Consider the following 6,410-nt stretch of genomic DNA (forward strand, 5'->3'; position numbering starts at 1 on the left):
AACCCCCCACCACAACCCCCACACCATCCCAACCACCCACCACCAACCCACGCTCACCGGCGACAAACACGTCGACCTCACCGACCGGTGTATCCGCGTTCGCTGCGAAGGCGGCAAGAATCCGCGACATTCGCTGTGCAATGGTGTCGACCGCGGCGCGGTCGAATGCCGCCGGCTGGTACCGCAGGCTGACCTGCAGCGTCGGTTCCGCGACCGACAGCACGGTGAGCGGGTAATGCGTGGCGTCGCGGGCATTCACAGCGGTGACGCGCATACCGGCAATGTCGGTGTTCCCGCCCATCCCCGAGGTATCGATCGGATACGACTCGAAGACCGACAGTGTGTCGAACAAATTGCCTGTCCCTACGACAGATTGAATCGCGCCGAGTCCGACATAGTGATGATCGAGCAGAGCTGTCTGCTCGCTTTGCAGTCGAGCGAGCAGCTGCGTACACGTCTCGTCCGGATCCAGTTGCACTCGGACAGGCAACGTGTTGATCAGCAGCCCCATCATGTTTTCCACACCAGACAACTCGGGTGAGCGGCCCGAAACCGTGACGCCGAAGACTACGTCGTCACGGGAAAGCATCCGAGACAGTAGGACACCCCACGCCGCCTGGATCACCGTGTTCATCGTGATCCCGCTCCGTTGGACCAGCGCACCGAGTCCGTCGCGCACCGAATCGGGTAGATCGACGGCAACCTCTTCGGGCACCAGCTGCTCCGCGATCGGCGTCGAAGGCGCCAACAACGTCGGCTCGTCGACGCCTTCCAAGGCGTCCTCCCACGCCGCGAGCGAGGTCTCCATATCGCGGTGCATCAACCATTCCAGATAGGCGCGGTAGGAGGGAGTCTCGGGAAGATCGGCCGGGGCCCTCTCGACCGGGAGACCGTCGGCCGCGTATCGCATCAACAGTTCGCGAACCATCAACGGTATCGACCAGCCGTCGAGAACGATGTGATGGTTCGTCACCACCAACACGCACCTCGTCGGCGAGGTTCGCAGCAGCGTCAGCCGAAGCAGTGGCGGCGAAGCGAGGTCGAAGGGTGCACTGCGGTCCTCGTCGAGGCGGCGCTCCAGATCTGCGTCGGTTGCCGATCCGCGATCACTCAGGTCGACCTCGGTCCAGGGAATCACTGCATCGTCGACAATCAACTGCACCGGTAGGCCGTTCACGTCGTAGAGGAACGCTGCACACAGATTCGGGTGGTTTGCGAGTAGTCCGGCAGCAGCGCCGCGCAAACGCTCGGAATCAACCGCTCCTTCGAGCTCGACGCACAACTGCGCTGTGTAGACGTCCGTCGACGTGGCCGCCAGTGAGGCATGGAACATCAGCCCGGCCTGAAGGGGCGACACCGACCAGACATCTTGCAATCCGGGGAAGTCGTTCTCCCAGCGTTCGATCTGTTGTTGGTCGACCGAGACGAGGGGAATGTCCGACGGCGTCAGACCGCCCGCATCAGGTCGCGACGCGTGCGCGGTGAGTCCGTCGAGCGCACGACGCCACAGTTCCGCGAACTCCGCGATGTCAGACCTGTCGAGCACTCCGCGGGGAAAGGTGAAAGATGCTGTCAGGCAGGGCCCGTCGACATGGTCCTCAACCGCCGCGTTGATGTCGATCACGGACGCCACAGGCATGGACGGGTTCTGGGTTCCGCCGAGCCTTCGATTGCCCTCCACCGGCAGCCAGTCCTGTGTTCCGTCAGAGGAGCTGATCCGGCCCAGATAGTTGAAACTGATCTGAGGAGAACGGAATCGGCCGAGTGGGTCGCTCTCGCCCGACAGGTACCGCAACATCCCGAATCCGATTCCATGATCGGGGATCGCACGCACGTACTCTTTGACAGCTTTGAGAGCCCGCCCGGCGTCGGCGCCACCTGCCAGTGCGTCGTCGACGTCGATTGCGCCAAGTTCCACGCGCACCGGGTAGAGCGTGGTGAACCAACCAACGGTGCGAGCGAGGTCTGCACCAGGAACCGCTCCTTCCTCGCGCCCGTGTCCTTCGAGCGTGATCAGGGCGGCAGCGGTATCCATACCGCGGCGTCGTCGCCACTCGATCGAGGCCAACGCAACAGCGGTGACGAGTCCGTCGTTCACGCCGGCGTGGAATGCCGCAGGAACCGTGGTGAGAAGGTTCCTGGTCGCCGAAGGCGAGATGTCCACTGTAACGGTGTCGACCGTCTCGTCGACGTCGATCGTGGGATCGAGTGGGCGCGAACCGATCAACGGGTCATCGCCGTCCAGGATCGTTTTCCATATGTCCAGTTCGACGCTCCGGTCGCCCACGTGCTCGACAAGCCCATGCGCCCATCGCCGGAACGACGTTCCGATCTGTGGCAGTTCGGGCGTGACACCGGCCTGGAGTTGTGCTGTCACCGACGCCAGGTCGGTGACCAGAATGCGCCACGAGACGCCGTCGACAACCAGGTGATGAATCACCACAAGTAGTCGGCCCCGCCCGGTCGACACGTCAGGTTTGTCGGCCAGGTCGAACCAGATCACGCGCACCATGTCAGCCGTGGCGGGATCCAAGCTGTCGGCCACGGCCTCGAGTTCTCCCGACGCCAAGGCCCTGAAACCTTCGTCGTCCACCGAATCGACAGCTACGCGGTGGATCAGTCCTTCGGCCGAGATCGAGCCGGGTGGTAAGACTTCCATGACCCGGTCACTCTCAACCAAGCGAGCTCGAAGCATTCCGTGGCGGTCCAGCAACACCTGGAGACCACGGACAAGGAGGTCCTGGGTGAGATCAGCGGGAGCTGTCAGCAAGAGCGCCTGGGAGAACCGTTTCACTCCGCCGCCACGCAGCCCGCCACTGCTGCGGTCGAGCATCCACTGCGCCACCGGGCTCAGTGGAACAGTTCCGACAGCGGATCCCGGTAGCTCCGCGAGTACATCAGGCCTGTCCTGCTCAAGGTGCGCCGACTCGGCAAGCGCGGCGACGGATTTGTGGTCGAAAACATCTCGGGGTGAGATGATCACACCCGCATCGCGAGCGCGGGCCACCAATTGGATGGACATGATGCTGTCGCCACCGAGCTCGAAGAACGAATCATGCACTCCTACCGCGTCGAGACCGAGAACCTGCGCGAACAGAGCGGCAAGAAGATTCTCGGTTTCCGTTCGCGGTGGCCGGTCGGGTGTGGCGGCGGACGAGAAATCGGGTGTGGGAAGCGCTGCGCGGTCGAGTTTTCCGTGAACCGTCAGCGGAACGGCGTCGAGCACCACCACCACCGCCGGCACCATGTACGACGGCAGGCGCTTGCCTGCATGGGCGAGGACGTCTCGCGGATCGACACTCGCTCCGCGATCGGGAACCACGTAGCCGATCAACCGATCCCTGCCGTCGCCGTTCCAGACGGCCGTCACCGCCTGGGCCACGCGCGGGTGCGTCTGCAGTGCCACCTCGACTTCCCCGAGTTCGATGCGGAACCCACGGACTTTGACTTGGGCATCGGTGCGCCCGAGATACTCCAGCCGTCGGTCGGGCGTCCACCGCACGCGATCGCCCGTGCGATAGATCCGCGTTCCCGGCGCACCGAAGGGATCTGCGACAAACTGCGTGGCGGTCAACGGGTATCGCCGGTGATAGCCGCGAGCGAGAGCCGGCCCGGCAAGATACAACTCCCCCGCGACACCTACCGGTACCGCTCGCAGACGCGAGTCCAGCACTACCTCGCTGAATCCGCGAGTAGGTGTGCCGATAGTGACCGGGTCGTTCGGAGCCAGTGCCGCACTGATGCTCGACACGACAGTTGCCTCGGTAGGACCGTAGGCGTTGAACATCTTTCTGCCCGGAGCCCAGCGGGCCACCAATTCCGGCGGACACGCTTCCCCACCTGTCACGACACAACCGACAGTGGTGAGACCGTCTGGGTCGACGGACGTTAAGGCCGCCGGAGTCGCAAAACAATGGGTGACGCGCTCGCGCTCCAGTAACGCCGCCAGTTCCGACCCGCCGTAGACGGTCGGTGGCACGATCACCATCGTGGCTCCAGCACCAACGGCCATCACGAGCTCGAGAACCGACGCGTCGAAACTCGGCGAAGCGAAGTGCAGAGTTCTGGATCGGGTCGTGGCGGCGAAGGTCTCACGCTCCTGGAGCGCGAAGTCGCTCAACCCGCGATGTGTGACCGTCACGCCCTTGGGTGTTCCTGTCGACCCCGACGTGTAGATCAGATAGACCGGATTGTCGATGCGAATCGGTGCCTTCCGATCCGCGTCGGTGACTTTCGATGGCGAGTACGCCCGCAGCCGTTCCTCGAAACCGGCATCGTCGAGGACCAGCCACGGCACGAGGCCGGACAATGCCGCGTTGTGAGCTCGAGACGTTATCCCCCACCCTGCACCGGAGTCGCCCAGCATGTGCTCGATACGAGCAGCAGGATGTCCCGGGTCCACGGGAAGGAATGCCGCACCTGTCTTGGCAATGGACCACACCGCCAGAACGGACTCGATGGAGCGTGGGAGACACAACGCCACCACCGATTCGGGACCCACTCCGGATTCGATCAGCATGCGGGCCAATCGGTTCGACTGCGCGTCGAGTTCGAGATAGGTCACTTCACGTTCCTCGAACACCAGCGCAACGGCGCCGGGATCCTGGGCAGTCGCCATATCTGTTGCTGCAGTCAGCAAATCCGGAAGGGTCTGAACAGCGGCGGAAATCTCACCTCGCACGGGTACCAGTTCGGCTGACTCATAGGCGTCGAGGATCTCGATATCTCCGATCCGTGATTGCGGATCCGTGATAACGCGCTCGAGAATCCGTTGCAGGCGGTCGGCGAAGCCCGCTACCGTTTCCTCGTCGAAAATATCTGTGGCATATCCGAATTCGGCGCGAAGACCGTCCGATTCGCCGGCTGCGCCGGCGTTCTGCGTCACCGTCAACTGAAGATCGAAGTTGATGGTGTCGATCTCGACGCCCACGTCGGTCACCTGCAGGTCGGGGAGTTCGAGTGCAGGCCGTTCGATGTCTTGGAACTCCAACATGACTTGAAACAGGGGCGAGTACGCCGTCGAACGTGAAGGATTCACGATCTCGACGACTCTTTCGAACGGCACGTCCGCGTGAATGAAGGCGCTCAGATCTACGTTTCGGACCTGGTCGAGGAAGTCTCCGAAAGTTGCGCCGCGGTCCACTGCAGTGCGCAACACCAACGTGTTGACGAACATGCCCACCAGGTCGTCGAGTTCGCGCTCCCCACGCCCGGCGATGGGAGTTCCGACGGCTACGTCGTCCTCATCACTGAGCCTCGCCAGCAGCACTGCCAAGGCTGCGTGCACAACCATGAAGACCGTGGCGTTGTGTTTGCGCGACAGGGCAACCACACCGGCATGCACCTTCGGACCGAACACGAACCTGATCCGTCCGCGTCGAAGCGAACGCACATCAACACGCGGTCGATCGGTCGGAATGTCGAGAACCTCCGGTGCGCCCGCAAGATTCTCGGCCCAATAGCCGAGCTGTTTCGAGATCAGAGACCGAGAGTCCGATTCCGAGCCCAACCAACCACGTTGCCACAACGCGTAGTCGGCATACTGGATCCCGAGCGGCGCCCACTGCGGTGCCTCACCGTTCACACGGGAGGTGTATGCGCTCATGAGATCTCGGGCCAGCGGTACCGTGGAGAATCCGTCGGCGGCGATGTGGTGAATCACGATCACCAGGACATGCGAGTGGACCTGGTCGTCTCGCCGCAACAAGGTGGCGCGCATCGGGACCTGCTGCATGACGTCGAAACCATCCGAAACGATCTGCCGGCAACGCTCGCGCAGCTCTTCCTCTCCCTGCACAAGTATCGGTGCAAGATCCGATACCACCTGTGAGGTAGACATGATCACTTGACGCGGGCCGTCGTCAGTGAGAGGAAAAACAGTGCGCAAGGACTCGTGCCGCTCGACGACGTCGACAAATGCCGCGTGAAGTGCACTCAGATTCACTGTGCCGTCGAGCCTCAACGCGCACGCGACGTTGTAGGCGGCGGACTCGGGGTCGAACTGATTCGCAAACCACATTCGCTCCTGCGCCGGCGAAAGTGGGATATCCGTCGTCGTACCCCGCGGCCTCAACGCCGGCTTGGCCCCCTCTCCTCCGCGACACTGCGCCAACTCGGCCAGCGCTGCAACGGTAGAAGCATCGAAGACGTCGCGAATGTTGATCCGTTCGCCGAGAACAGAATTCACTCGCGCAACCAGCCTGGCCGCACTGAGAGAGTTCCCACCCAGGGCAAAAAAGTCGTCGTTCACGCCCACCGTCGACGTTCCCAGCAGATCATCGAAGATTGCGGCAACCGTCTCCTCGACCGGCGTTCGTGGCGCAACATACTGCAGCGGTTGAGGTTCGAAGTTGACGTCCGGGAGGGCTTTACGGTCCAACTTCCCATGCACCGTCACCGGAAACTCCCCC

Annotated in this window: 1 protein-coding gene; it reads right to left on the bottom strand. The window is 62.8% G+C overall.

Going from position 1 to position 6,410, the window contains the following annotated elements; translation table 11 throughout:
• On the bottom strand, positions 1-6,410 hold a 6,410-nt coding region (locus QM609_RS29025), incomplete at both ends, for an amino acid adenylation domain-containing protein (RefSeq protein ID WP_502942732.1).

The organism is Rhodococcus sp. IEGM 1302 (assembly GCF_030056935.1).
In the GTDB taxonomy this organism is placed as follows: Bacteria; Actinomycetota; Actinomycetes; order Mycobacteriales; family Mycobacteriaceae; genus Rhodococcus_F; species Rhodococcus_F qingshengii.